The following is a 25721-nucleotide window of genomic DNA, read 5'->3' as shown; positions in this document are numbered from 1 at the left end:
GGGGTCGGTTCAGGCATTGCGCACCGCCTTGCCCAGCAGGCCGGTGGGACGGATGAGCACGATGATCAACAACAGCACGTAAGGCACGAGGTTGGACCAGGAGGAGTAGTAGGTTTGCATCAGCATCGTGCCCAGGCCGAACACCAGGCCGCCGATGACCGTGCCCAGCGGGTTGCCCAGCGAGCCGATGATGACGATGGCGAACGAGGTGGTGGTGAGTTCGTTGCCCAGGTCCGGCGAGACCGAGCCGAGCAGATACGGCAGGAACACCCCGGCCGTGCCGGCCAGCGCCAGGCCGGCGACGAAGGCGATGACCGAGACGCGGTTGACGCTGATGCCGGTGGCCAGCGCCTCGTCGCGGTTGGCCATGATGGCGCGCGTGGCGTAACCCAGCTTGGTGTGCGCGAAGTACAGATACAGCCCGGCGATGGCGGCCAGGCTGAAGACCGCGGCCACCCACCAGCTGTCGGGAAATTGTTGGCCGAGCAGGCCGATGTTGCCGGAACCCAGCGCCTCGCTCGGCAGCGAGCGCTGGTCGGCGCCGAAGGCCAACCCCGTGAGCGCTTCGAGCATCTGGCCGATGCCGAAGAACAGGATGAAGGACAGCATCTCCGGGTCACCGCTGCGCTGCAGGCGCGGCACCACGGCGTAATACAGCGGATAGCCGATGACGACGGCACAGGCGATGGACAGCGGCACGCCCCACAGCGGGTTGAAACCGAAGTGCCGCGAGACGATCCAGGCGGCATAGCCACCGAGCACGATGAACTGCCCATGCGCCAGGTTGATGATGCGCATGACGCCAAAAATCAGATTCAGCCCGATGCCGATCAGGCTGAAAAAAATGCCGTACAGAATGCCGCCGATGATGGCGTATGCGAGCAGTTCCAAACGCTCTCCCTGATCGATGCTTCAAGCAAACGTCCGCAACGCTTCCCCGCCGGCCGGCACCTGGGTGCGGGCGGCTTGTTCACCGCCCCGGGGGAGGGGCGGCCACAAGGGAAGCGTCGGGCCGCGCGGCCCGTGACTTACGGCTTGGGCGCCGGATACACGGCTTTGCCAGTCGCCTTGTCCTGCGGGTAGACCACGACCACCTTCATGCTGCCGGCCTCGGGCACCAGCTGCGCCACCGGGAAGGGCTGGCCGAGCTGGGCGCCGTTGGCGTTGATCTTGAACTCGCCGAGCAGGGTGGTGGTCTTGCCCGACATGTCCATCAACGCCTGATGGAAGTCAAGCTGGGTGAACTTGGGCGCCATGTCCAGCATGTGCTGGATGATGAGGCCGGTGTTGTAGCCCGCCGCGTCCAGGAAATTGGGCGCCTTCTTCTTGGCGGCCGTGAAGGCGTCGACGAACTGCGCCGTGTTCTGCCCGTAGCTCACCTTGTCGTACTTCACCAGCGGCGGCGTCGGATAGGTGTAGGTGTAGGCCAGCCCCTTGGCCCCGACGTTCTTGGTCAACAGACTGAGCAACTGCCCCGGGAAGATGGTGAAGGTCATGGGGAAGTGCAGCCCGCTTTGCGACAGCGCCTTGAGGAAGGCAATGTCATTGGGCGGATAGCCGAACTCCAGCACCGCGTCGGGGTTGCTCGCGGCGATGGTGTGCAGCAGCACGGTGTAGTTGGACTCGCTGGTGGACACGCCGTGGTAGTACACCGGGGTGACGCCGCCCTTGGCCAACTCGTCCTTCATCGTGGTGGCCTGCGAGGCGTCGAAATCATTGGCGTCGTAGACGATGGCGATGCGCTTGATCTTTTGCTGCAACAGGTATTTGGCCAGAGGAACCGGCCAGACCTGCGACGACGGAATGCTCACATCGGCCAGGTAGTTGGTCGGCTTGGTGAAGAAATTGGCGCCCGAGCCGGTGGGGTCGATCAGCAGCATGTGGTGCTCGGCCGCCAGCGGCACGGCCACCGAGGTGAGCACCGAGCCGAAGTCGGCCACCAGCACGTCCACCTTGTCCTGGGTGATGAGCTGGTTGTAGAGCGTGGTGGCGGTGGAGGTGGAGCTTTGATCGTCGTAGGCGATGATCTTCACGGGGATCTTTTTGTCGTAGGCCTTGACGAACAGGCCGCCGTCCTTGTTGACGGCGTCGACCCAGTATTGCAGGCCCTCGTACTGGCCTTGGGACGCCACGGCGAAGGCGCCGCTGCTGGCATACAGGGTGCCGATCTTGATCACCGAGGGCGCGGCTGCAGCGTGCGCGGCAACTGCCGCCACGCTCATTGCCATGCCTGCGGCGGCACGTTTCCATGCATTGGGCATGCTGGTCATGATGTGAGTCTCCGGAGTGTCCCGCCCGAGCTTCAAAGCCCTTGTACAACCCCAAAGTCAGGGCCGGGTCGTGGTTGAAATGTCGTGATTCATTCTCGGTTTCGACGCATTGGGAGTCAATGCGTCGGTGCACGCAAGTGCAACAGCATGCTTCAACGGCTTGGCTTGCAGACGCGCCAGCCCTCGGATTGGCGCCGACGTGACAATTTGTTTTGTGCGCGGCGTGTCTCCGGCAAGGCGCGGGCGCGCAAGAATGAAGCAGCGCAGATGACCGGCGAGGGCGTCAGCCGCCTCGCCCACGGGGTCGAACCCCTCGTTGGCCGTGCCATGCACCAAACAGGCGCAACGGTGCACCACGAGCGGTTTGAACGCCGCTGCGCACAGCAGCCCTCAGGTCTGCGCTCCCAGGCAAGCGGCTTCAAGCGCACCGCGAAACGCACGCGGCCAGCGGGAAAACCCGGCACGATGCTTGCATCCATCGCCGTATATTCTGACCAATCGGTCAAGTTTTTGGAGCCCTTCATGTCCAGTCACGTCGTGCTCTCATCGCATCCCGGCCAGGGCAGCATGGTGCAACCGCCTGAAATCCATTGGGACGCCGCCACGGCCGCTGCGCGCGGTCCGGTGGTGGCCACGCTGACCGACCCGCGCCGGCGCAACGCCATCGGCACGCATGCGGGCGCCTATGCCTTGTACCGCGCGCTGGCGGTGGCCTCGGGCGCGCTCGACCGCGACCACCGGCCCGACTTCACCGACACCGCGCCGGCCGCCGCCATCGGCCCGCATCCGCAGTGGGCCGAGCCCGGCAAGATCGTTTCGCTCGACCCCTGGGGCCATCTGGTGCCCGAGGTGTTCGCCGCGCAGATCGCCGCCGGGCTGGACCTGCGCCCGACCATCGCCGTCACCCGCGCGCACATCAACATGCCCGAGCTGAAAGACGCCATCGCCACCGGCCGGCTCACGCCCGACGGCGCCATCCTGCACGCCAACGGCGACGTGCGCGTGACCAAGGCCGCGGTCGATCCGGTGTGGTGGCTGCCGGGCATTGCAGCGCGCTTCGGCGTGCGCGAACCGGCGCTGCGCCGCACCCTGTTCGAGCAGACCGGCGGCATGTTCCCGGAACTGGTGACGCGGCCCGACCTGAAGGTGTTCCTGCCGCCCATCGGCGGCATGACGCTGTACTTCTTCGGCGACGTCGCCCAGCTCGGCAAGACCGAGACCCGCGTGGCCTGCCGCGTGCACGACGAGTGCAACGGCTCGGACGTGTTCGGCTCCGACATCTGCACCTGCCGGCCCTATCTGGCGCATGGCATCGAGGTCTGCATCGAGATGGCGCAGCAGGGCGGCGTCGGCCTCGTCGTGTACAACCGCAAGGAGGGCCGCGCCCTGGGCGAGGTGACCAAGTTCCTGGTCTACAACGCGCGCAAGCGCCAGCTCGGCGGCGACCGCGCCGAGACCTATTTCGAGCGTACCGAATGCGTGGCCGGGGTGCAGGACATGCGCTTCCAGGAGCTCATGCCCGACGTGTTCCACTGGCTGGGCATCACCCGCATCGACCGCTGGGCGTCGATGAGCAATATGAAACTCGGCGCGCTGACCCAGGCCGGCATCGAGGTCGTCGAGCAGGTGGCCATTCCCGAGGACCTGATTCCGCCCGATGCGCGCGTGGAAATGGACGCGAAAAAAGCCGCCGGCTACTTCTCGCACTACACGCCGAGCGAGGAAGAACTGGCGCTGCCGAAGGGTCGGGGGCTGGAGGAATGAGTCATCGCAAGCCGCCCCTGGGCGACGCCCAAGCTCCCCTCCCCAGCCCTCCCCAACGATGGGGAGGGGGTGAATTCACGTCTCCTGCGCGAGGCGAAGGCGCCGCCCTCTCCTCCCTCGAGCAGGCGCAAGATCGCGCGTGCTCCTCCCCCACCAGTGGGGGAGGCCGGGAGGGGGAGGTTCGCCAAACGACGCGCGCCCAGAATGCCGGCGCCACGCTGGCGCAAAGCCTGCTGAGCGCCGCCGCCGTGCGCAGCCATGCGGCGCAAATCATGGCGCATGCGCGGCGCGGCGAACTGGCGCATTTCACCTGGCATCCCGAGCGCATGGGCGCCACGGCCGACTATGTGGTCGACACCATCCGCAGCCGCCACCCCGATTTGCGCGTGCCCATGCACAGCCGCTGGCGGCATTTCGAGGCGGGCGGGGTGGATCGCTTTGGCGGGCTGGTCGATGCAGGCATCCCGGGCAGAACGGCCACGGCGCGCAGGGGAGCGCAGGGCCGCTCCCAAGTTTCCTTGTCCCCCTGGAGGGGCGGGACGGCGCAGCCGATCCCTGCGGGCGCGTATGAACGTTCCCGCATCGCCATTGATCTGGTGATTCCCAGCGTGCTGCTCGACGCCGGTGCCGGCCCGCAGTGGCGCTATGCCGACGCCGGCAGCGGCCAGACCCTGGCGCGTTCCGAAGGGCTGGGCGTGGCCAGCCTGGCGCTGTTCGCCAGCGGCCGGCTGTCGGACGACCCGGCCCAGCCCCTGCGCTGCGACGCCGCCGCGCTGCGCCGCTGCGACGCCGCCGCGCTGGCGCAGGCTTTCCAGGTCGGCCCCGACAACCCATTGGTGGGGCTGGAAGGTCGCGCTCAACTGCTGCGCAGTCTGGGCGAAGCCATGCGCGCCGCGCCCGCCGTGTTCGCCGACCCCGAGCGCCCCGGCAGTCTGCGCCTGGGGCGCTTGTTCGACCATTGGCTGGCCCATGCCGCGGCGCAGGACGAAGCTGGAAGCATCAGCGTGCGCGCCGACACCCTGCTGTCCACCCTGCTGCGCCTGCTCGGCCCGGTGTGGCCGGGCCGGTTGACGCTGGCTGGCGTGAACCTGGGCGACTGCTGGCATCACCCCGCCACGAGCGACGGCTATATGCCCTTCCACAAACTGACGCAGTGGATGAGCTATTCGCTGATCGAGCCGCTGCAATGGGGCGCCCTGCAGGTGCGCGAACTCGACGCCCTCACCGGCCTGCCCGAATACCGCAACGGCGGCCTGCTGCTCGACCTCGGCCTGCTGCAGCCGCGCGACGCGGCGCTGGCGAGCAAGCCCCTCACCGTGGACAGCGAGCCGGTGGTGGAGTGGCGCGCCCTCACGGTCGCGCTGCTCGACGAACTCGCCGACGCCGTGCGCGCGCGCCTTGGCGTGAGCGCGGCGCAATTTCCACTGACGCAGGTGATCGAAGGCGGCGCCTGGTTCGCCGGCCGCCGCATCGCCGCCGAGCGCCGCGCCGGTGGCGGGCCGCCGCTGCGCATCGTCAGCGACGGCACGGTGTTTTGACGCCTCCCAGACCGCGCCCCGCTCGCCCCATGACAACACAGCATGAACGGAGAACCCGCATGAACGATCCCCTGGTCCATGTCGTCAACCACCCGCTGGTGCAGCACAAGCTGACGCTGGCGCGCAGCAGGGACACCACCACCGACAACTTCCGCCGTCTGGTGCGCGAGATCGCCGCGATGCTGGCGTTCGAAGCCACGCGCGACCTGCCCACCGAGGAGGTGGACGTGGTCACCCCGGTGGCCGCCTGCCGCATGCCGCTGCTCAGCGGCAAGAAGCTGTGCCTGGTGTCCATCCTGCGCGCCGGCAACGGCATGCTCGACGGCATGATCGACCTGCTGCCCAACGCCCGCGTCGGCCACATCGGCCTGTACCGCGACCCGGACACGCTGGAGCCGGTGGAGTACTACTTCAAGGTGCCCGACGACATGGCCGAGCGCCTGGTCATCGTCGTCGACCCCATGCTCGCCACCGGCAACTCCGCCGCTGCGGCGCTGTCGCGGCTGAAGGAAGCCGGCGCCACCACGCTCAAGCTCGTCAATCTGCTGGCCGCGCCCGAAGGCGTGCGCACCGTGCGCGCCGCCCACGCCGACGTGCCCATCACGCTGGCCGCCATCGACGAGCGGCTCAACGAGCACGGCTACATCGTCCCCGGCCTGGGCGACGCCGGCGACCGGATTTTCGGGACCAAGTGATGGCGGCCGAGCCGGCGCCGATCGCTGCGGCAGCGCCCCGGCGGCGCGCTGCGGCGCCGGCCGTGCCGGCCGCGGGCCGCATCCGCCAGTCGAACGAAGCCGGCATCGTGCGCGCAGCCGAGGCCGTGTTCGCGCGCGATGGTTTTCGCGGGGCCAGCATGGCCGAGATTGCGGCGCAGGCCGGGGTGGCCAAGGCGAATATCCACTACTACTTCCGCACCAAGCGGCAGCTCTACCGCGCGGTGCTGGAGGGCATGCTGCACGACTGGCTGGCGGAGACCGACAGCATTCGCGCCGATGCCGACCCGGCGCAGGCGCTGGGCGCTTATGTGCGCGCCAAGATGACGCTGGCGCAAACCCGGCCCGAGGCCTCGCGCGTGTTCGCCGGCGAGATGCTGCGCGGCGCCCCCGAGATGCAGGACATTCTGCGCGGCGAACTGCGCGAGCTGGTGGCGCGCAAGTCGGCCGTGATCGAGGGCTGGATCGCGCAGGGGCGCATGGCGCCGGTCGATCCGCCGCATCTGTTTTTCACCATCTGGGCCGCGACCCAGACCTATGCCGACTTCGCCCCCCAGGTGCGCGCCGTGCTGGGCGCGCGCAGCCTGCGCGGCGCCCCCTGGCAACGCGCCACCGACCACGTGGTCAGCCTGGTGCTGCGCGGCTGCGGGCTGACCGAGCTTGCAGCGGAGACGGCGCCGAGCCGTGCGCCTGGCGGCTTGCGCACGCCAGGCGCTCCCCACCCCAGCCCTCCCCGCTTGCGGGAAGGGAGCAAAACATCCAAGCAGGTCTGAGGACACGCCTGGGCAAGCCCTGACCAAGCGATTGAAGCAACCCGGAAGGAACGCACGATGCTGGACCTCATTCTTCGCAACGCCGCCTTGCCCGACGGTCGAATCGGGATCGACATCGGCATCGAGCATGGCCGCATCGCCGCGCTGCAACCGCATCTGCCGGCGCCGGCCGGACGCGAAATCGACTGCGGCGGCCAGCTCGTCACCGCGCCCTTCGTCGATGCCCATTTCCACATGGACTCCACGCTCAGCCTCGGCCTGCCGCGCGTGAACCAGAGCGGCACCTTGCTGGAGGGCATCGCGCTGTGGGGCGAACTCAAACCCCTGCTGACGCAGGAAGCCCTGGTCGAGCGCGCGCTGGCGTATTGCGACTGGGCCGTGGCCAAGGGGCTGCTCGCCATCCGCTCGCATGTGGACGTGTGCGACGACCGACTGCTGGCGGTGGAGGCGCTGCTGCAGGTGCGCGAGCGGGTCAAGCCCTACCTGGATCTGCAGCTCGTCGCCTTCCCGCAGGACGGCGTGCTGCGCTCGGCCAACGCCCTGGCCAACCTCGAGCGCGCGCTCGACCTCGGGGTGGACGTGGTCGGCGGCATTCCGCACTTCGAGCGCACCATGCAGGCTGGCGCCGAGTCGGTGCGCATCCTGTGCGAACTCGCCGCCGAACGCGGGCTGATGGTGGACATGCATTGCGACGAAAGCGACGACCCGCTCTCGCGCCACATCGAAACCCTGGCCTTCCAGGCCCAGCGCCTCGGGCTGCAAGGGCGCGTCACCGGTTCGCACCTCACCTCCATGCACAGCATGGACAACTATTACGTCAGCAAGCTGCTGCCGCTGATGCGCGAGGCGGGTGTGGCCGCCGTCGCCAACCCGCTGATCAACATCACCCTGCAGGGCCGGCACGACACCTACCCCAAGCGCCGCGGCATGACCCGCGTGCCCGAGCTGCTGGCCGCCGGCGTGCCGGTGGCCTTCGGCCAGGACTGCGTGATGGACCCCTGGTACGGCCTGGGCAGCGGCGACATGCTCGAAGTGGCGCACATGGGCCTGCATGTGGCGCAGATGACCGGGCAGGAGGCGATGCGCCAATGCTTTGCCGCCGTCACCACCACGCCCGCCGCCATCCTCGGGCTGCAGGGCTACGGCCTGGAGGTGGGCTGCCGCGCCGACCTGGTGCTGCTGCAAGCTGGAGATCCGGTCGAAGCCATCCGCCTGCGTGCCACGCGGCTGGCGGTGATCCGCGGCGGCAAGCTCATCGCCGCCACGCCGCCCGCGACCGCAGCACTGCAGTTGCCAGGGCGGCCTGCCACGGTGGATTGGCGCCGTGGCTGAGGCCGGGCCAGCGCCACTTGCGCGCGTGTTCGACCTCGGCGGCGGCCTGGGGGTGACGAGGGCCTGTTCACGCTATTCCTGCGCCGCGACGATACCCGGCAAGAAAAGCCGCGCAAGGCCGGCGTCTTGTCAGGATGGCCGGGAATGAATTTTGCTTGGTTTTTGTATACGATTTGGCGTCATTCGGGACGCGCCAAACAGACACCCGCACGACATACCCCTGGCCCGCACAACGAGGACTCTCCATGAACAGTTCCATCGCCCCACCCGCTCTGCCCGGCTACGAGCCCGGCATCGAAACCCGCGGCATCGAGCGCGTGCCGCCGAATCAGCGCGCGCATGTGCGCATCTTCGACAACTTCACCATGTGGCTGTCGGCCAATCTGGTGATTTCCACCGTGGCGCTCGGCGCGCTGGCCATTCCGGTGTTCGGCCTGGGCTTCTGGGACAGCGTGGCGGTCATCGTCGGCTTCAACATCCTGGGCGTGCTGCCGGTGGCGTTCTTCTCCACGCTGGGCCCCAAGCTCGGCCTGCGCCAGATGACCATCTCGCGCTTTTCCTTCGGCTGGAACGGCGCCAAGGTCATGGCGCTGTTCAACGTGGCGGCGTGCATCGGCTGGTCGGCGGTCAACGTCATCGTCGGCGCGCAGATCGTCACGGCCATTTCCGGCGGCGCCGTGCCGACCTGGGCCGCCATCCTCATCATCGCCGCGCTCACCACCGTGGTCAGCATCTACGGCTACCGCTACGTGCACCGCTACGAGCGCTACGCCTGGATGCCCATGGCGGCCATCTTCCTCATCGTGCTGTTCACCGCCGGCGGCCAGATGCAAACCCTGCCAACCCCGGTGTGGACCATGGCGCATGTGGCCTCGCTGGTGTCGTTCGGCGGCGCCATCTTCGGCTTCGCCACCGGCTGGAGCTCCTACGCCGCCGACTACAACGTCAACCAGCCCGAGGACACGGCGCCCTCGCGCGTGTTCTGGCTCACTTTCCTCGGCGTGTTCATTCCCTGCGTGCTGCTGGAAATTTTCGGCATGTCGCTCACCACGGTCGCGGCCTACGGCAAGGCCAGCGCCAACGGCGGCGGCGCCCTGCTCGCCGCGGTGCTGCAGCCCCTGGGCGGCGCGGGCAAGCTGCTGCTGCTGCTGCTGGCGCTGTCGGTCATCGCCAACAATATTCCCAACGACTACAGCCTGGGCCTGTCGATGCAGGTGCTCGGCAAGGGCTTCCAGAAGATCAACCGCGCGGTTTGGACCCTGATCGGCGCCGTGGTCTACATCGCCATCGCCATTCCGTCGGCCGCGCACTTCAACGCCACGCTGGAAAACTTCCTGCTGCTGGTGGCCTATTGGCTGGGGCCCTGGGCCATCATCCTCATCCTGGAACATGCCATGTTCCGCCGCGGCCGCTACAACGTGGACGACTGGAACACCCGCAGCAAGCTGCCCGTGGGCTGGGCCGCCGCCATCGCCATGGCTGCCGGCCTGTTCGGCGTCTACCTGGGCGCGGCGCAGACCATGTTCGTCGGCCCCGTCGCCGGCCTGTTCAACCCGCCCTACGGCATGGACATCGGCTTCGAGCTCGGCGTGGTGGTCGCCGCCGTGGTGTACCTCGTGCTGCGGCGCATCGAGCTGCGCGGCAGCGCGCTGCGCGGCAGCGCGCCCTGAGTCTGCCGCACCAACACAGGCTGCCGCCGCAACGCACGGCGGCAGCCGAGCAAGCATTCCTGAAAACCCGCACATCACTTACAACGGGGCCGCTTCGCTGACGCAGGCAAGCCCGACAACCCAGGGAACTTCAACCATGGCCGAGTCCTATTTCCCCAAGTGGCGCGTCAAAACCAGCGGCGTCATCGCCCCCGACGAGCGCATGCCCGTGCCGCAGACCCTGGCGATGGGCCTGCAGCACGTGGTGGCGATGTTCGGCTCCACGGTGTTCGCGCCGCTGCTCATGGGCTTTTCGCCCAACATCGCCATCCTCATGAGCGGCGTGGGCACGCTGATCTTCTTTCTCGTCGTCGGCGGGCGGGTGCCCAGCTACCTCGGCTCCTCGTTCTCCTTCATCGGCGTGGTCATCGCCGCCAGCGGCTACGCCGGCTCGGGCGCCAACCCCAACATCGCCGTGGCGCTGGGCGGCATCGTGGCTTGTGGCGTGGTGTATGCGGCCATCGGGCTCGTCGTCATGGGCATCGGCACGCGCTGGATCGAGCGCCTGATGCCGCCGGTGGTCACCGGCTCGGTGGTCGCCGTCATCGGTCTGAACCTCGCGCCCATCGCCATCAAAAGCCACGGCGCGAGCAACTTCGACGACTGGATGGCCGTGGTCACCTTCGTCAGCGTCGGCCTGGTCGCCGTGTACACCCGCGGCATGGTGCAGCGCCTGCTCATCCTGGTGGGGCTGCTGGTCGCCAGCGTGATCTACGCCCTGCTCACCAACGGCCTCGGCCTGGGCGTGCCGATGGACTTTTCCGGACTCGCCAACGCCGCCTGGTTCGGCATGCCGGCCTTCACCGCGCCGGTGTTCGAATCCAAGGCCATGAGCCTGATCGTGCCGGTGGTCGTGATTCTCGTGGCCGAAAACCTCGGCCACATCAAGGCCGTCACCGCCATGACCGGGCAGAACCTGGACCGCTACATGGGCCGCGCCTTTCTCGGCGACGGCATCGCCACCATCGTCTCGGGTTCGGCCGGCGGCACCGGCGTCACCACCTATGCCGAGAACATCGGCGTCATGGCCGCCACCAAGATCTACTCCACCGTCATCTTCGCCACCGCCGCGGTCATCGCCATCGTGCTCGGCTTCAGCCCCAAGTTCGGCGCGCTCATCCACCTCATCCCCTTCCCCGTGCTGCGCGGCGTGGCCATCGTCATCTTCGGCCTCATCGCCGTGTCCGGCGCGCGCATCTGGGTGGACAACAAGGTGGATTTTTCCGACAGCCGCAACCTCATCATCGTCGCCATCACGCTGATGCTGGGAACCGCCGACTTCACCCTGAAGTTCGGCGGCTTCGCCCTCGGCGGCATCGGCACCGCCACCTTCGGCGCCATCCTGCTCTACGCCCTGCTCGGGCCCAAGGACGGGCCAGCGACGAAGGTGGACGACAAGGTGCTGAACGCGGTGCAGTGACCTAGCCCTGCATGGCTGCTCCCGCCAAACCCAAAGCCCGCAACCCTGCCGCCAGCCAGGCCCATGACTGCCAGCGCAAGGTTTCGCTGAGATCATCCGGCGGCAGGGTGGACGGCGGGTCCAGGCTCTGGAACTGGCCGAGGGCGTAGAGGGTTTCGCCCGGCAGGATCAGCTCCTCGGTATGGCAGTGCCCACCGTCGCCGGACCACAGCACCGCGCCCGGAGCCTCGGGCACGAACCGGGGCGTCGCGCCCACCCGCACCCGCTTGTTGCCGGCGCGCACTCGGCGCCGTCGGGGCCGATCAGCAGGGCGATCAGGACGACGGGGAACATGGCGGGATCCGGCAGGGCGGGCGCGAAAGCGCAGGCGTCACCAACCCCAACAAGCCGCGGTTGCGGCGCCGCGCCACCCGCGCCGCCCGCAACGGGCGGCCTCCTACAATGCGCGCTTTGCCCCCACGCCACCTGCCATGAGTCTCAAATGCGGCATCGTCGGCCTGCCCAACGTGGGCAAGTCCACCCTGTTCAACGCGCTGACCCAAAGCGCCATTCCTGCCGAGAACTACCCCTTCTGCACCATCGAGCCCAATGTCGGCGTGGTGGAGGTGCCCGATGCGCGCCTGCAGCAGCTCGCCGCCATCGTCAAGCCGCAGCGCGTGGTGCCGGCGGTGGTGGAGTTCGTCGACATCGCCGGTCTGGTGGCGGGCGCGTCGCAGGGCGAGGGCCTGGGCAACCAGTTCCTCGCCCACATCCGCGAAACCGACGCCATCGTCAACGTGGTGCGCTGCTTCGACGACGAGAACGTGATTCATGTGGCTGGCCGCATCGACCCGCTGGCGGACATCGGCGTGATCCAGACCGAGTTGTGCCTGGCCGACCTCGGCACCGTGGAAAAGTCCATCCACCGCATGAACAAGCAGGGCCGCGCCGGCGACAAGGAAGCGCTGAAAACGGCCGAACTGCTGCAACGCTGCGAAAAGGCGCTGAACCAGGCGCAGCCCGTGCGCGCCATGGGCCTGTCCGACAACGAGATGGCGCTGATCAAGCCGCTGTGCCTGATCACCGCCAAGCCGGCGATGTTCGTCGGCAACGTGATGGAGGACGGCTTCACCGACAACCCCCACCTCGAGCGCCTGCGCGAGTACGCCGCGAAAGAAAACGCGCCGGTGGTGGCCATCTGCGCCAAGCTGGAGAGCGAGCTGGCCGGCATGTCGCCCGAGGAAAAGAAAGAATTTCTCGCCGAACTCGGGCAGGACGAGCCCGGCCTGAACCGCCTCATCCGCGCCGGCTACAGCCTGCTGGGCCTGCAGACCTATTTCACTGCGGGCGTGAAGGAAGTGCGCGCCTGGACCATCCCCATTGGCGCCACCGCGCCGCAGGCCGCCGGCGTGATCCACACCGACTTCGAGCGCGGCTTCATCCGCGCCCAGACCATCGCCTTCGACGACTTCATCAAGTACAGCGGCGAGCAAAGCGCCAAGGACGCCGGCAAGATGCGCGCCGAAGGCAAGGACTACGTGGTGAAAGACGGTGACGTGCTGAACTTCCTGTTCAACGTCTGAGCACCCTCGGGCCGCGCTTCGGCGCTGTCACCACAGATGCCACGTGGCTTTCCCCGCGCCATGCCCTCTCAAGGAAACGCAGGCCGCTCCCGAGTTTTCTTGCCCCCCTCGGGGGAAGTCCGCTTGCCGACTGCTGGGGGCGCTCTCAAGAAACAAAATGGGTTGAAGGCCGGTTTCATGCTGGCACCGGGTTTGGATGGATCTGGAAGCCAAGGGCAGCGGCGCGGCGCTTGAGGGCGACGATTGAGCGCTCGCGCTGCTGATCTTCATAGCGCTGCTGGCCTTGATCGACGAACGCCTCGCCACGCGTCAGCATGAAATACACCATGCGCGCCAGCTTGTGCGCGGTGGCGGTATTGGCACGCGGCTTGTCCATGCGGCCCGACAAGCGGCGGTAGAACGCGCCGAGGGCCGAGTCGCTGTGCGACAGGCTCATCGCGGCCATCTTCAGCGCCTGCCTGACCCGATTGGCGGATCGCCGGGTCTTGGCTGACAGCACCTTGCCGCCGCTGATCTTCGTGCCCGGACACAGCCCCAACCAAGAACAGAAGTGCTTGACGTTGGCAAAGCGACTCAGGTTGGGGCCGACCTCCGAGAGGATCTTCATCACCGCAGCCAGACCCAGGCCGTTGATGCGCGTGAGATCGACGCCGGCCCAGTTGGCCAGAATCTGGCGTGCGTCGAACTGCGCGCGCAGCTTGCTGCCTGCACGAGGCGTCTTGCCCAGATCGACCTTGGCCGCGCCAAGCTGGCTCAGCAGTCCTTGCAGCTTGGCGTCGCATTCGCCCAGGTGCCGGGCAATGTCGTCATACATCGCCAGCGCCTGGCGCAGCACGAACAGGTGCTCATCGCGCCAATTGCCCGTCAAGGCCTTGGCAATCTCCGTCTCACTGGCCTTGACACGAGCGTTGCGATACCGGGCCAGCGTCTTGGGGTCGCGCTCGCCAGCGACGATGGCGCGGATGATGGCTTGTCCCGTCAGTCCCATGACATCGGTCAGAACCTCGGTGAGCTGGATGTTCATCTGCACCAGCGCCTTTTGCATGCGCTGCACCCAACTGGCCTGCTCGGCCAAGAGCACGTCGCGCTGACGGGCCACGGCACGCACCACACAGACCTCATCGGTCGGGCGGAACGCCGCGCGCAAGAACCCCAGGCTCATCAACTTCTGCAACCACTGGCAGTCCTGCACATCGCTCTTGCGCCCAGGCACATACTTCATCTGCCGCGCATCGACCAAAAACACCGTCAAGCCGCGTTGCTCCAGCACCTCGAACACCGGGATCCAGTACACCCCGGTGGACTCCAGCGCCACGGTGTCGACCCCACACGCGAGCAGCCAGTCGGCCATGGCGTGCAGATCGTCGGTCATCGCACCGAACTCGCGCACCGGTTCGTCGCAGGCTTGCCGGGGTACCGCCACCCAGTGGCTCGACCCTCCTACGTCGATACCCGCCGCGTTGGGGAAGACCAGATCATCATCTCGCTTGCGCATCGCCATCGTTTGCTCCAAGATTGTCAACGAACGGCAGCGCCATGGGAGTCGTCGAATTCGACTCGATCTCTCAAACGGGATGCACATCGCTGTGCTCACCACTGTCGCCGACGATTCCCGGACCATGCTCACGAGCGGGCTCACCTCACGGCGTCCTACAACGCCGCAGGCTCGCACCAATGACTTGTCGGTCATCTCGGCACTGCCGTTCACCTTGTAGCCCAAAGATCGTTTCTTCGCGAACGCCGGGCGCCCCCAGGGGCTTGGGATGCTCATGAGAAAACGCGCGGCCGCCCGAAGTTTTTTCCTCCCCTCGGGGGGTCTGACGCGAAGCGGCAGGTTTGGGTTCTCTGCAAGGCATCCAACGCGATGGGCTCGCATCCGGTATACTTCGAGTCGTAGGTATGCACAAGGTTGTCGTTTTGCAGGTTTTTGCTGTTTACTGCCGCTCCCCGCGGCAAGCCCGGTTGAATTCCCCAAGTGATGTTCTTGCGTGTCTCTGCACTGCGGCGGCATGTGCTGCGCAGCATTTGAAAAAGTAAGGAATGATCATGGCGACCCAAACGGGCATTGTGAAATGGTTCAACGAAGGCAAGGGCTTCGGCTTTATTGCCCAGGATGGCGGCGACGCTGACCTGTTCGTCCATTTCAGCGAAATTCAAGGCAGCGGCTTCAAGACCCTGACCGAAAACCAACGCGTCGAATTCGAAGTCAAGCAGGGCCAGAAAGGCCTGCAGGCTTCCAACGTGCGTCCGGTCTGATTCTCGACCCAGCCGTTGGCTGAAAAACCGCGACTTCGGTCGCGGTTTTTTTTCGTCCGGGTTTTGCATCGGCACCGCTGCAAGCGTAGTGCTGCAGATCCACGATCCAACCCGAGGACGCCTCAGGCCCCGACGCTGATGTCCAGCGCACCCACGCCATCCACGCCGCCGCGCAGGCGGTCGCCGCGCTGCACCGGCCCGACGCCGGCGGGCGTGCCGCTGAAAATCAGGTCGCCAGGCTCCAGCCGGAACAGGCGCGAGAGATGGGCGATGATTTCGGGCACGCTCCAGATCATGTCACCCAGCTTGCCACGCTGGCGCGATGCGCCGTTCACCTCCAGCCAGATCGCCGCGCTGGGTGCAAGCGCGGCGCCCTGCGCCGGCAACAGCGCCGAGCAGGGCGCCGCCGCATCGAAAGCCTTGCCCACTTCCCACGGACGGCCGAGCTTCTTCGCCTGCCCCTGCAAGTCACGCCGTGTCATGTCGAGCCCCACGGCATAGCCCCAGACATGGCCGAGCGCCGCGTCCACCGCGATGTCGCTGCCGCCTTGGCCGATGGCCACCACCAGTTCAATCTCGTGGTGCACGTCACTGCTGGCCGGCGGATAGGGAAACACGCCGCCGCTGCCCAGCAGCGCGTCGGGCGTTTTCATGAAAAAGAACGGTGGTTCGCGTTCGGGGTCGTGGCCCATTTCACGCGCATGTTCGGCGTAGTTGCGCCCCACGCAATAGACCCGGCGCACCGGGAAGCGCTGGGCGCTGCCCGCCACCGGTAGGCTGGGCACCACGGGTGCAAAGACATAGCTGGGTTCGGCTTGCAGCGGCATGGCTGATGGCTCCGTGTTGATGGGGTCGTGACGCATCTGCCCCGGCTTGCCGACCGGCACGCGGCCAGCTGGTGCGTCCACCCGAAAGCTTAAGGCAACGCTGAACAAGTCCCTCGTGCGCATCGCGTCCGCGCCTCGGGCGGTCTGCGGCGTTGCAAATCCGCGCCATAGCTTGGGCTATGGCTGTGGTTTGCGCCTTGCATCCCATCCCGATGCAAGGCGCGCTGCATCACGGGAACTTGTTCAGCGTCGCCTTAGGGCGACACCCGCCATCCATGCCCGACACGAGCGCGTTCGTCGCTTCGCCCGCGATGGGCTTTCACCGCGATTCCGAGACCAGGACGCTTGCCTCGGCGCTGGCGTCGGCAAAAGACTGGCGGCCCACGTACGATGGCGAGTTCCCGTTCACACACTCCAAACAAACATGAATCCCGGCGTGGCTTACGCCCTGGGCGCCTACACCCTGTGGGGCCTGTTTCCGCTGTATTTCAAGCTGCTGCACCAGGTGCCGGCCCTGCAAATTCTGGCTCACCGCATGGTGTGGTCCTTGCTGCTGGTGTTTCTCATCCTGCTGGTGCTCAAGCGCTGGGCCTGGATGCGCCTGCTGCGCGAACAGCCCGCGGTGCTGGCCCGCTTTGCCGGCAGCGCCTTGCTGCTGGCCTGCAACTGGGGCACGTATATCTGGGCCGTGAACCACGACCATGTGGTCGAGGCCAGCCTGGGCTACTACATCAACCCGCTGTTGAACGTGGCGCTGGGCACCTTCATCCTGCACGAGCGCCTGCGGCTCGTGCAATGGCTTGCGGTCGGCATCGCGGCGCTGGGGGTGGGCTGGATGACGACCGAAGTGGGCCATGTGCCGTGGATCGCCCTGACCCTGGCCTTCAGCTTTGCCGGTTACAGCCTGCTGCGCAAGACGGCGCCGCTGGGCTCGCTCGAAGGCCTGGCCGTGGAAACCGCGGTGCTGTTTCCGCTGGCGCTGGCCTATCTGGCCTGGGAAAGCGCGCAGGGTGCGAATGTGTTCGCCAGCAGCGACTGGAGCCTGCGCTGGCTGCTCGTCGCCGCCGGGCCGGTGACCACCATTCCGCTGCTGCTGTTCGCTGCCGGAGCGCGGCGCATTCCGTTCTCGCTGCTGGGCATCCTGCAATACCTCACGCCCACCATCCTGCTGGGGCTGGGCGTTTGGCTGTACCACGAGCCTTTCGGCACGAACAAGGCCATCGGCTTCGGCCTGGTGTGGGCCGGCATTGCCGTGTATGTGGTGGAGGGTTTGCTGGCCTTGCGGGCAAGGCGCTACGCCGCCTGAACTTGAATCGGCCCGCCTCAGCGGCGGGCACGCCGGCAAGCCAGCGCGCTGGCGGCGACGGCAGCGGCCAGCACGCTGGCGTAATCGAGGACTGCACCGTCACGCAGCAAGCCGCTGCCGACCAGGACGAGATGCGTCACGAGTGCGGCCAGCGCCGCCCAGAACACCTGTCGGCCCAGCCTCGAAGCGCAGGGCCGCAGCACCCTCAGGCTGACCGCGCCGATGGCGCCGCCCACCACCAGCGGCATGACGCTGGTGCCCGCCAGCCACATCAGCAACAGGCTCAGCATGCGGCGGACATCCAAAACCGCTGCTGGAGCGTTATGCCCCTTGGAGACGCTGATGGGGGAAAAAAAATGGTCATGGTCGAGTTTGCGGCGTGAATGGGTGCCTGGCATCGACAGCTGGATTGACCTGTATCAGCCGCACGGAGTGTCATCCATTCGTAAAATAGCGAACTCACTATGTTATTAGCCGCCGTCGGAGTCAACCACCAGACCGCGCCACTCGATGTGCGCGAGCGTCTCGCATTTTCAGCCGACGGCCTGAAGGATGCGCTGCGCACGCTGCGCGACAGCCTGGCTGCGCGCCGCGGCGGCGGCGAAGGCGCGGTGGAAGCCGCCATCCTCTCCACCTGCAACCGCACCGAAATTTACTGCGCCGCCGAGGCCGACCCGCGCGAGGCGCTGGTGCATTGGCTGGCGCAGTCGCGCGCGCTGCGCGAGGGCGACCTGATCGACCACAGCTACCGCCTGGTGCAGGACGACACCGTGCGCCACGCCTTTCGCGTCGCCAGCGGGCTCGACTCCATGGTGCTGGGCGAGCCGCAGATCCTCGGCCAGATGAAAGACGCGGTGCGCGCCGCGACCGACACCGGCACCCTGGGCAGCACCCTGGGACAGATGTTCCAGCGCACCTTTGCCGTGGCCAAGGAGGTGCGCAGCACCACCGAGATCGGCGCGCATTCGGTGAGCATGGCCGCCGCCAGCGTGAAGCTGGCCGAAACCGTGTTCGAGAACCTGGCCGACTGCCGCGTGCTGTTCATCGGCGCCGGCGAAATGATCGAACTCGTCGCCACCCATTTCTCGGCGCGCAAGCCGCGCCACATGGCCATTGCCAACCGCACGCTGGAGCGCGGCTCCAAGCTGGCGGCGCAGTTCGGCGCCGAAGCCATGCGCCTGGCCGACGTGCCGCAGCGCCTGCCCGAATTCGACGTGGTCGTCACGTCCACGGCCAGCACCCTGCCCATCATCGGCCTGGGCGCGGCCGAGCGCATGGTCAAGCAGCGCCGCCACAAGCCGGTGGTGATGGTCGATCTGGCGGTGCCGCGCGACATCGAGGCCGAGGTCGGCGAGCTGCCCGACGTCTACCTCTACACCGTGGACGACCTCACCGAGCTGGTCCGCACCAACAGCGAGAAGCGCCAGGCCGCGGTGCAGCAGGCCGAGTCCATCATCGAGACCCGGGTGCAGGGCTTCTTGCAGTGGATGGACAGCCGCGAGCAAGTGCCGCTGATCCTGCAATTGCAAGACGTCAGCCGCCAGTGGCAGGCTGCCGAGCTCGACCGCGCGCGCAAGCAACTGGCGCGTGGCGAAGACGCCGAGGCGGTGCTCGACATGCTGGCGCGCAATCTGTCGCAAAAATTCATGCACAACGCCTACGCCGCCATGCACCACAGCGACCCCGCCCACCGCGAGCAAGTCGCGCGCGCAGTGCAGCGCCTGTTTCTCACGCCGCACCGCGGCTGCGGCAGCAACGGCGACAGCGGCGACGGCCACGGCAGCGACGCCAACAACACCTAGCTGAACCGGCGGCGCGTGCCGGGCTGCAAGCCTGCGCCGCGCGCTGCCCGAGTTCGCGCGTCCGCTCCGCACATCCGCACACAACCCCATGAAACCCTCCCTGCGCGACAAGCTGGCCGCCATGCTGCGCCGCATGGACGAGATCGACGCCCTGCTCGGTGCGCCCGACAGCGCCGCCGACCCAGTCCGCCTGCGCGCCCTGGGCAGCGAGCGCGCCGAGCTCGCGCCGCTGGCCGCGCTCTACGCCGAGTTGCTGCAGGCCGAAGCCGAGCACGCCGACGCCCAGGCGCTGCTGGCCGAGCCCGAGATGCGCGCCTTGGCGCAGGACGAAATCGCATCCACGCAGCAGCGCATCGCCACGCTCGAAGCCGAGCTGCAAACCGCCCTGCTGCCACGCGACCCGGACGACCGCAAGCCCGCTTTCCTCGAGGTGCGCGCCGGGACCGGGGGCGACGAATCCGCCCTGTTCGCCGCCGACCTGTTGCGCATGTACACCCGCTATGCCGAGCGCCGCGGCTGGCGCTGCGAAGTCATCAGCCATGCCGACAGCGACCTCGGCGGCGTGAAAGAGGCTGTGGTGCGCATCAGCGGCGAGGGCGTGTACGGGCGGCTCAAGTTCGAGAGCGGCGGCCACCGCGTGCAGCGCGTGCCCGCCACCGAGTCGCAAGGGCGCATCCACACCAGCGCTGCAACCGTGGCGGTGATGCCCGAGCCCGACGCGCAGGCCGCGGTGCGGATCAACCCGGCCGAGTTGCGCATCGACACCTTCCGCGCCTCCGGCGCCGGCGGCCAGCACATCAACAAGACCGACTCGGCCGTGCGCATCATCCACCTGCCCACCGGCCTGGTGGTGGAGTGCCAGGACGACCGCTCGCAGCACCGCAACAAGGCGCAGGCGCTGGCCGTGCTGGCCGCCCGCCTGGAGCAGCGGCAGCGGCAGGAGGCGCAGGCCAAGGAAGCGGCGCAGCGCAAGAGCCTGGTCGGCAGCGGCGACCGCTCCGATCGCATCCGCACCTACAACGTGCCGCAAGGGCGCATCACCGACCACCGCATCAACCTCACGCTGTACAAGATCGACGCCATCCTGAACGGCGATCTCGACGAACTGCTCGACGCCCTGCACGCCGAACATCAGGCCGAGTTGCTGATGGCGCTGGGCGAGGCATGAACCGGAGCGTTGTGATGGCTGCAGCCCATCGCCACCATCGCTACGCCATGGCCAGTCGCACAACATGGCAACGTCCATGCCCATGACCCTCGAAGCCTGGATGCGCCAGGCCGGCCTGGCGCGCATCGACGCGCTGGTGCTGCTGCGCGAGCTGGCTGGCATCAGCCACGCCACCTTGCTGGCGCATCCCGAAGCCCTGCTCGACGCCGCGGCCCTCAAGCTGCTGGACGCCGCCGCCACGCGCCTGCGGGCCGGCGAGCCGCTGGCTTATGTGCTGGGCTGGCGCGAGTTCTACGGCTTGCGCTTCACGGTGAGCCCGGCCGTGCTGGTGCCGCGGCCCGAGACCGAGTTGCTGGTGGACTTCGCCCTGGCGCGCATGCCGCACGACGGCCACGCCACCGTGCTCGACCTCGGCACCGGCAGCGGCGCCATCGCCGTGGCGGTGGCCCATGCGCGGCCGCAAGCCGAAGTGTGGGCGGTGGACAGCAGCGCCGACGCGCTGAAGGTGGCCGCCGGCAACGCCCAATCGCTGTTGCCGCAACGGCGCCCCGGCGGCCCGCTGCGCCTGCTGGCCGGCGACTGGTTCGCCGCGCTGCCGATGCCCGCGCCACGCTTCGACCTCATCCTCGGCAACCCGCCCTACGTCGCGGCGGGCGATGCGCACCTCGCCGCACTGGCGCACGAGCCGCAACTCGCCCTGGTGGGCCGCGCCAGCGCCGACGGCCTGGCCGACATCCGCCGCATCGTCGCCACAGCGCCCGCGCATCTGGCCGCCGGCGGCTGGCTGGCCTTGGAGCATGGCCACGACCAGGCCGCGGCCGTGCAGGCGCTGCTGCTCGCGGCGGGTTTGATGGCGGTGCAGACCCAGCCCGACCTCGCAGGGATTGCGCGCCTGACGGCCGGCCACGCGCCAGCCTGGCCCAAAACCTACAATTCCCCCCATGCGGCCAAGTCCGCGTTCACCGATTTCCAGAGGCCCCCATGTCCGACGTGATTCAACGCATTGACCAACTCGTCAAGTCCAACGAGGTGGTGCTGTTCATGAAAGGGACGCCGCAGTTTCCGCAATGCGGCTTTTCCGGGCGCGCGGCGCAGATTCTCAAGGCTTGCGGCGTGAACCAGTACGCCAGCGTCAACGTGCTGGAGGACCAGGAGGTGCGCGAGAGCATCAAGCAATACGCCAACTGGCCGACCATTCCGCAGCTTTATGTGAAGGGCGAATTCGTGGGCGGCTCGGACATCATGATGGAGATGTACGAGAGCGGCGAGTTGCAGCAACTGCTGGCGCAGCCCTGAGCGCGGCGGCACATCCGGACCGCCGCGTGCGCCTGATCGTCGGCATCACCGGCGCCACCGGCGCCATCTATGGTGTGCGGCTGCTGCAGCACCTGCGCCGGCTGGGCGGGGTGCATGCGCATCTGGTGGTCAGCAGCGCCGGCTGGCTGAGCGTGAAGGCGGAGCTGGACCTGGGCCGGCGCGAGGTGGAGGCGCTGGCCGACGAAACGCACCCGATTGGCGACGTGGCCGCCAGCATCGCCAGCGGTTCGTTCGCCACTGCCGGCATGGTGGTGGCGCCGTGTTCGATGAAGTCGCTCGCGTCCATCGCCCACGGCATGTCCGACAACCTGCTGGCCCGCGCCGCGGACGTGTGCCTGAAAGAGCGCCGCCGCCTGGTGCTGATGGTGCGCGAGGCGCCGCTGAACCTGGCCCACCTGCGCAATATGACGGCCGTGGCCGAAATGGGCGGCACCATCTTCCCGCCCGTGCCCGCGTTCTACCAACGGCCGCAGACCCTGGAGCAGATGGTGGACCACACCCTGGGCCGGGTGCTGGAGCAGTTCGGCATCGCCCACGATCTGGCGCCGCAATGGCAGGGCTGGCCCGAGACCGGGCCGGGTGCGGCAACGGGTGCGAACGCGGGCGGCTGACCGCGGCCGACTCATCCACGCCTGCACGGCATGCCGCCTGCCACATCGCCATCCGCTCCACACTTGCTCGCCGTCGGCCTCGCGCTGCTCGGCACACTCGGCCCAGCCGGCAAGGTGCTGGCGCAAACCCCGCCTGACCCCGCGCCGCAGGGCGGCGAGTTCCAGATCGCGCCCTACAACGCTCCCGCGCTGCCGCCGTTCAAAACGCTGGAAAACGGCTTGTCGTTCTCAGGCCATCTCGACACCGAAGCGGTTGGCGTGGCGGCCGGCGGCCGCCACCACCAACTGGCGAGCGACGCGCTGCTGCAGTTCGGCGGCAGCCTCGACACGGCCAGGGCCGGCCTGTGGACCGGCGGCAAACTGGACTTCAGCCTGATGGGCGTGAAGACCAACGGCAACTTGCCGGCGCAGACCGGCGCGGTGCAAACCACGAGCAACGACTGGGCGCCCAACTTCTTGCGGCTGTACCAGTTCAGTTACCAGCAAGACCTGGCCGCGGGCTTCGTGCGCGCCGGCATCATGGACGTCAACTACTACTTCGCCACCGTCGGTCTGGCGGGGCAGTTGCTCAATGCCTCGTTCGGCCCCGTGCCCACGCTCACCAGCAACGCCGACATCGCCACCTTTCCCAACCCCGGCCTGGGCTTGATGGGCGGTGCCGATCTGGGCGACGGCTATGCGCTGCAGACCGGCGCATGGCAGGCCAACCCGCCCAAGTTCAGCGGCGTGCTGCAATCGGGAGCGCTGGCGCTGGTGGAAGCGAGCAAGAGCATCGGCACCCTGGCGGACGGCCAGCCGCGCCAGATGTTCAAGCTCGGGCTGTGGCATATGCGCCAGAACGACCCGCTGCTCGGGCCGTCCACCGGCGGGGTCTACGGCATTGGCGAAACCCGCTGGGATGTGGCCAATGGACCGCATTACGGCGCCTTCGTCCAGTTGGCGGCGAGCAACGGCCGGGTGAACTCGCTGCCGTACTACCTGGGCCTGGGCCTGCGCGTGCAGCGGCCCCTTGCCAGCCGGCCGGACGACAGCCTCAGCATCGGCCTGGCCCGCGCCAGCCTGCGCGCGCTGCACCCGGAGACCGTGCTGGAGGTGAACTACGCCTACAAGGTGGTCCGTGGCGTGTATGTGCAGCCCGACGTGCAGCGCATCTGGAATGCCGGCGGCAACGGCCCGGCCGCCATGGTGCTCGGGGTCAGGCTGCACCTCGAGTACTGATGACGCGGGCGCGCGCGCCGCATGGCCTGCGGACCCGGACGACTCGAGCACTCGCGTCCCGGCTGGCCCGGCGCGCCCTTGCATGCCCGCCGGGCGCACAGGCCCATGGCCGCGCTGCGGCGCGCGGCAAAAAGTCACAAAACCTTGCCACAAATCCTTCATCGTTCCTTCATGGAGTCATCACACGCGGACGCTACGTTGCGGATCACCGGGGCCCGGAACACGGCAGGGGCCTGCCGATGAACCGGCCCCGGTGCCCCCACACAGGAGAACCTGATCATGCGTAGACCCAACCTTTTCTCGGTGACGGCCTTGAGCGCGATGCTGGCCTGGCACCCCATGCCCGCCAGCGCCGAGTCCGACACCCATACCGCCACGCCGATCGAGCACCTGATCGTCATCGTCGGCGAGAACCACAGCTTCGACAATCTGTTCGCCACCTACAAGCCCAAGCACGGCCAGAGCGTGCGCAACCTGCTGTCCGAAGGCATCGTCAACGCCGACGGCACGCCGGGGCCGAACTTCGGCAAGGCCGCCCAGTGGCAGGCCAGCGATACCGACGTGTATCGCCTCGACCCCACCAAGACCCAGCCCTACGCCACGCTGCCGCAGCCCAACACGACCTACGCCAACGGCCAGCCCCCCGGCGTGCCGGACCAGCGCTTCCCGGCCAACCTGCCCAACGGCCCGTTCCAGATCACCAAGTACGTGCCGTACGACTCCTACACCGGCGACCCGGTGCACCGCTTCTTCCAGATGTGGCAGCAGGTGGACAAAGGCCGGCACGACCTGTTCACCTGGGTGGCCCAGACCGTGGGCATCGGCGGCCAGAACACGCCGCCCGCGACCCCGGCCGACACCTACCAGGGCGGCGTGCAGATGGGCTTCTACAACATGAGCACCGGCGACGCGCCATACTTCAAGCAGCTCGCGCGCGAATACGCCATCAGCGACAACTACCACCAGGCCATCATGGGCGGCACGGGCGCCAACTTCATCTCCATCGGCACCGCCGGGGACGCGGCGTTCTACAACACCGACGGCATGCCAGCCATGCCGCCGGTGAACCAGATCGAGAACCCCGATCCCGTGCCGGGCACCAACAACTTCTACAAGCAGGACGGCTATGCCGGCGGCTCCTACGTCAAATGCGCGGACCCGCAGCAGCCTGGCGTGACGGCGATCATGGATGCCCTCCACGCCCAGTCCAACAAGCCCTTCAACGGCGGCAACTGCGCGGCCGACACCTACTACCTGCTGAACAACTACGGCCCCGGCTACAACCCCGACGGCACGCCCGCTCCGCTGGGGCCGACCCATTTCACAGTGCCCCCGCAAACGGTGCCGATGCTGGCGGACGCGATGACGGCCAGGGGCATCACCTGGAAGTGGTACAGCGGTGGCTGGAACAATGGCCACCCCACCAGCGAGTACTGCTCGATCTGCGACCCGTTCGTGTTCTCGAAGTCGGTCATGACCTCGGCGCAGCGCAACAACCTGCAGGGCATGACCCTGTTCCAGTCCGACGTGAAGTACGGGACGCTGCCGGCGGTGTCCTTCGTGCGGCCCTATGAAAGCCAAGCCGGCCACCCGGCCGACTCCAACCCGTACCACTACGAGCAGTTCGTCAAGAGCGTGATCGACCAGGTCAAGAGCAACAAGCGGCTGTGGGCGCACACAGCCATCATGATCACCTTCGACGAAGGCGGCGGCTACTACGACTCGGGCTATATCCAGCCGATCGACTTCTTCGGCGACGGCACGCGCATCCCGATGATCGTGGTGTCCCCGTACTCGCGCGGCGGCGATGTCGACCACACCTACACGGACCACGCCTCCATCGCCAAGTTCATCGAGGCCAACTGGGGCTTGTCGCCGCTGTCCAAGCGCAGCCGCGACAACCTGCCCAATCCGCTCCCCGCCTCTGGCGACCCCTATGTGCCGCGCAACAAGCCTGCCATCGGCAACATGATGACCCTGTTCCACTTCGGCCACGGCGATGGTCATGAAGACGGCCATGGGGGTGGGCATTCGAACGCGCAGGACGACTGACCCCGCGCGGCGCGGTTCCAGACTCGCCACGCAGGCGGAATGCGCCTGCTGCAGCGCGCCGGAAAGGCTAGGACACCACTGCG

At 67.7% G+C, this 25721-nt stretch carries 23 protein-coding genes; 17 read left to right on the top strand and 6 right to left on the bottom strand.

Going from position 1 to position 25721, the window contains the following annotated elements; genetic code table 11:
• Positions 1-9 precede the first annotated feature (9 nt).
• A complete protein-coding gene (locus THIX_RS03955; RefSeq protein ID WP_112485083.1) occupies positions 10-891 on the bottom strand; it encodes a branched-chain amino acid ABC transporter permease in 882 nt (293 codons plus the stop codon).
• A 137-nt stretch (positions 892-1028) separates the two neighbouring features.
• Positions 1029-2270 (bottom strand): amino acid ABC transporter substrate-binding protein, encoded by a 1242-nt coding sequence (locus THIX_RS03950; RefSeq protein WP_112485081.1) that lies wholly within the window; start codon positions 2268-2270, stop codon positions 1029-1031.
• A gap of 522 nt (positions 2271-2792) precedes the next feature.
• Between THIX_RS03950 and THIX_RS03945 the strand changes: the two genes are divergently transcribed.
• The 7 genes from THIX_RS03945 (at position 2793) to THIX_RS03915 (ending at position 11519) form a co-directional block, all read left to right on the top strand.
• A complete protein-coding gene (locus THIX_RS03945) occupies positions 2793-4034 on the top strand; it encodes a GTP cyclohydrolase II (protein ID WP_112488141.1) in 1242 nt (413 codons plus the stop codon).
• Positions 4031-5572: a DUF1688 family protein gene (locus THIX_RS03940; protein ID WP_112485079.1), complete on the top strand. Its 1542-nt coding sequence runs from the start codon at positions 4031-4033 to the stop codon at positions 5570-5572. Before THIX_RS03945 ends, THIX_RS03940 begins: the two co-directional genes overlap by 4 nt.
• A gap of 59 nt (positions 5573-5631) precedes the next feature.
• Positions 5632-6267, top strand: a complete 636-nt coding sequence (upp, locus tag THIX_RS03935) for a uracil phosphoribosyltransferase (protein ID WP_112485077.1) — start codon at positions 5632-5634, stop codon at positions 6265-6267.
• A complete protein-coding gene (locus THIX_RS03930) occupies positions 6267-7058 on the top strand; it encodes a TetR/AcrR family transcriptional regulator (protein ID WP_112485075.1) in 792 nt (263 codons plus the stop codon). The genes upp and THIX_RS03930 overlap by 1 nt, the downstream gene beginning before the upstream one ends.
• Before the next feature lie 57 nt (positions 7059-7115).
• On the top strand, positions 7116-8390 hold the full coding sequence (locus THIX_RS03925; RefSeq protein ID WP_112485074.1) for an amidohydrolase family protein: 1275 nt from the start codon (positions 7116-7118) through the stop codon (positions 8388-8390).
• Positions 8391-8635: 245 nt separating this feature from the next.
• Positions 8636-10060: a cytosine permease gene (locus THIX_RS03920; RefSeq protein ID WP_158540793.1), complete on the top strand. Its 1425-nt coding sequence runs from the start codon at positions 8636-8638 to the stop codon at positions 10058-10060.
• Positions 10061-10196: 136 nt separating this feature from the next.
• Entirely contained in the window at positions 10197-11519 is a 1323-nt protein-coding gene (locus THIX_RS03915; RefSeq protein WP_112485072.1) for a solute carrier family 23 protein, read from the top strand.
• 1 nt (position 11520) lies between these two features.
• Here THIX_RS03915 and THIX_RS03910 read toward each other — a convergent pair whose 3' ends face one another.
• The gene (locus THIX_RS03910) at positions 11521-11802 is read right to left on the bottom strand and encodes a hypothetical protein (RefSeq protein ID WP_112485071.1); all 282 of its coding nucleotides are present in this window, start codon (positions 11800-11802) and stop codon (positions 11521-11523) included.
• Positions 11803-11989: 187 nt separating this feature from the next.
• Between THIX_RS03910 and ychF the strand changes: the two genes are divergently transcribed.
• A complete protein-coding gene (gene ychF / locus THIX_RS03905) occupies positions 11990-13081 on the top strand; it encodes a redox-regulated ATPase YchF (RefSeq protein WP_112485070.1) in 1092 nt (363 codons plus the stop codon).
• A 175-nt stretch (positions 13082-13256) separates the two neighbouring features.
• Here ychF and THIX_RS03900 read toward each other — a convergent pair whose 3' ends face one another.
• Positions 13257-14582 carry an IS110-like element ISCARN20 family transposase gene (locus THIX_RS03900; RefSeq protein WP_086558138.1) on the bottom strand — a complete coding sequence of 442 codons (1326 nt, stop codon included), beginning with the start codon at positions 14580-14582 and terminating at the stop codon, positions 13257-13259.
• 545 nt (positions 14583-15127) lie between these two features.
• Here THIX_RS03900 and THIX_RS03895 point away from each other — a divergent pair.
• Positions 15128-15337 (top strand): cold-shock protein, encoded by a 210-nt coding sequence (locus tag THIX_RS03895; RefSeq protein ID WP_112488140.1) that lies wholly within the window; start codon positions 15128-15130, stop codon positions 15335-15337.
• Between the two features lie 122 nt (positions 15338-15459).
• On the opposite strand, the gene THIX_RS03890 is transcribed toward THIX_RS03895, so the two are convergent.
• Positions 15460-16164 carry a fumarylacetoacetate hydrolase family protein gene (locus THIX_RS03890; protein ID WP_112488139.1) on the bottom strand — a complete coding sequence of 235 codons (705 nt, stop codon included), beginning with the start codon at positions 16162-16164 and terminating at the stop codon, positions 15460-15462.
• A 424-nt stretch (positions 16165-16588) separates the two neighbouring features.
• On the opposite strand from THIX_RS03890, the gene rarD reads away from it, so the two are divergent.
• On the top strand, positions 16589-17470 hold the full coding sequence (gene rarD, locus THIX_RS03880; RefSeq protein ID WP_112485068.1) for an EamA family transporter RarD: 882 nt from the start codon (positions 16589-16591) through the stop codon (positions 17468-17470).
• A gap of 17 nt (positions 17471-17487) precedes the next feature.
• Here rarD and THIX_RS03875 read toward each other — a convergent pair whose 3' ends face one another.
• The gene (locus THIX_RS03875; RefSeq protein WP_146748441.1) at positions 17488-17760 is read right to left on the bottom strand and encodes a hypothetical protein; all 273 of its coding nucleotides are present in this window, start codon (positions 17758-17760) and stop codon (positions 17488-17490) included.
• Between the two features lie 174 nt (positions 17761-17934).
• Here THIX_RS03875 and hemA point away from each other — a divergent pair, with 174 nt between their 5' ends.
• From hemA to THIX_RS03840, 7 genes are all read left to right on the top strand, one after another.
• Complete coding sequence (hemA, locus tag THIX_RS03870) at positions 17935-19272, top strand: glutamyl-tRNA reductase (RefSeq protein WP_112485064.1); 1338 nt, start codon at positions 17935-17937, stop codon at positions 19270-19272.
• A gap of 88 nt (positions 19273-19360) precedes the next feature.
• Positions 19361-20440, top strand: coding sequence for a peptide chain release factor 1 (gene prfA / locus THIX_RS03865; RefSeq protein ID WP_112485062.1), 1080 nt, complete (start codon positions 19361-19363; stop codon positions 20438-20440).
• A gap of 76 nt (positions 20441-20516) precedes the next feature.
• Entirely contained in the window at positions 20517-21434 is a 918-nt protein-coding gene (gene prmC, locus THIX_RS03860; protein ID WP_371412872.1) for a peptide chain release factor N(5)-glutamine methyltransferase, read from the top strand.
• Positions 21422-21736, top strand: a complete 315-nt coding sequence (grxD, locus tag THIX_RS03855) for a Grx4 family monothiol glutaredoxin (RefSeq protein WP_112485060.1) — start codon at positions 21422-21424, stop codon at positions 21734-21736. Before prmC ends, grxD begins: the two co-directional genes overlap by 13 nt.
• Before the next feature lie 26 nt (positions 21737-21762).
• A complete protein-coding gene (locus THIX_RS03850) occupies positions 21763-22368 on the top strand; it encodes a UbiX family flavin prenyltransferase (protein ID WP_233224385.1) in 606 nt (201 codons plus the stop codon).
• A 63-nt stretch (positions 22369-22431) separates the two neighbouring features.
• Entirely contained in the window at positions 22432-23586 is a 1155-nt protein-coding gene (locus THIX_RS03845; RefSeq protein ID WP_158540790.1) for a carbohydrate porin, read from the top strand.
• A 279-nt stretch (positions 23587-23865) separates the two neighbouring features.
• Positions 23866-25638, top strand: a complete 1773-nt coding sequence (locus tag THIX_RS03840) for an alkaline phosphatase family protein (protein WP_112485056.1) — start codon at positions 23866-23868, stop codon at positions 25636-25638.
• Positions 25639-25721 lie beyond the last annotated feature (83 nt).

Source organism: Thiomonas sp. X19, from assembly GCF_900089495.1.
Lineage (GTDB): Bacteria > Pseudomonadota > Gammaproteobacteria > Burkholderiales > Burkholderiaceae_C > Thiomonas_A.
Note: the sequence above shows the minus strand (reverse complement) of the source record. Positions and strands in the feature narration are given on the sequence as shown.